Genomic DNA, 1,619 nt, shown 5'->3' on the forward strand with positions numbered 1-1,619 from the left:
CGATAAATGCTTTCGTAGCTGATCTGCCCCGTCAGATGCGCCGACACCTGTTCCGGCGACCAGCCTCGCGACAGACCGCCCAGGACTTCAGCTTGAAGGGCCGCATCCCGCAGCAGACGGCTGCCGTGCCAGCGCCGCGCATGAGCCTGCTCGTCGGCATAGACCGGCTGGTAGCCGGCCTTCGCCGCGTTGCGCGTCAATTCCCGCGATACGCTCGACGCCGAGCAATCCAGAGCTGCCCCGATTTGCCGCAGCGATTCACCGGCTGCGCGCCTTCGGGCAATTTCACACCGCGCTTCCAACCCAAATTGACTGAACTTCGTTCCCATCGCAACACCCCCAGCAAGCTCTCAGGGTGTTGCATTTCGTTTGTGAACTCAGGGAATCCCGTTCACAGGCTTCCAGCGGAAGGCTGGCGTCAAAACTGGATCCCCGCCTGCGCGGGGATGACGAATGTGTGGATCAGCAGTTGAACAAAAGCGCTCTGGCCCGCGACAGCGTCCACCTGATCAAACGGACGCCTAACCGCGCACCGCCGCCTCGATCTTCGCGACATCGATCTTCCGCATCTCCATCATCGCCGCGAACGCGCGCTGCGCCACATCACCGCCCTTGGCCATCGCCTCGGTCAGCACGCGCGGGGTGATCTGCCATGACAGGCCCCATTTGTCCTTGCACCAGCCGCAGGCGCTCTCGGCGCCACCATTGCCGACGATCGCATTCCAGTAACGATCGGTTTCCGCCTGATCGTCGGTGGCGATCTGGAACGAGAACGCCTCGGATTGCTGGAAGGCAGTCCCGCCATTGAGGCCCATGCAGGCCACGCCGCAGACCGTGAACTCGACGGTCAGCACCTGGCCGGCCTTGCCGCCGGGAAAATCGGACGGCGCCCGATGTACCGCCGTCACGGCGCTGTCGGGAAACGTCTTCGCATAGAAGCCTGCGGCCGCTTCCGCGTCATGCTCGTACCACAGGCAGATGGTGTTCTTGGGCATCGTCAGTCCTCCTGGTTGTAGCGAGCCTTTGGGGAGGCAAGCTTGGAGCCTCAGATCCAGGGTTGCTGTAGCTGCTCCGCTGCGAGGACCTGCTGCACGGCAGGGCGCTCCAGCATTCGCCGCAGATAAGGGCCGAGGTGAGGATAGTCGCGGGCAGGCTTGCTTGCAGGCCCGGTGAAGCCGCGCGTCCAGCGAGACAGCGTGAAGACGAAAGGATCGAGCGCACTGTAGGTCGATCCCAGTATCCATGGCCCCGCGTGAGCGGCCAGCAACTGGTCGAGCTGTTCGAGCATCGAGCCGATGCGCAGCTGCGTGTGAAAACGCACCTGAGCCACGCCTGCCTCGTTGCCCTGGTCCACGTAGCGGTGGGGATAGAAGTACAGGATGAGATTGGCCTGCAACGTGTTGGTCAGCCACATCAGCCACTTGTAGAACTGCGCCCGCTCGGGCGACGCCAGCGGCGGGCAGAGGCCCGCTTGCGGATGCGTATCCACCAGATGCAACAGGATCGCCGCGGTCTCGTAAAGCACTAGCTCACCATCCTGCAACACCGGCAGCAGACCATTGGGATTGAGCCGCAGGTAAGCCGCCGACTTGTGGGCATCCGCCGCGCGATCCACCAGC

At 63.5% G+C, this 1,619-nt stretch carries 3 protein-coding genes; all 3 read right to left on the bottom strand.

Annotation, left to right across the window (positions count from 1 at the left end):
• The coding region (locus QZY06_RS17125) for a helix-turn-helix domain-containing protein (RefSeq protein ID WP_295686316.1) at positions 1 to 329 on the bottom strand (329 nt) is incomplete at its 3' end.
• A gap of 192 nt (positions 330 to 521) precedes the next feature.
• Positions 522 to 995, bottom strand: a complete 474-nt coding sequence (locus QZY06_RS17130) for a VOC family protein (RefSeq protein ID WP_295686317.1) — start codon at positions 993 to 995, stop codon at positions 522 to 524.
• Positions 996 to 1,045: 50 nt separating this feature from the next.
• Positions 1,046 to 1,618 (bottom strand): glutathione S-transferase family protein, encoded by a 573-nt coding sequence (locus tag QZY06_RS17135; protein ID WP_367275669.1) that lies wholly within the window; start codon positions 1,616 to 1,618, stop codon positions 1,046 to 1,048.
• Position 1,619 lies beyond the last annotated feature (1 nt).

This window comes from uncultured Nevskia sp. (assembly GCF_903885465.1).
In the GTDB taxonomy this organism is placed as follows: Bacteria; Pseudomonadota; Gammaproteobacteria; order Nevskiales; family Nevskiaceae; genus Nevskia.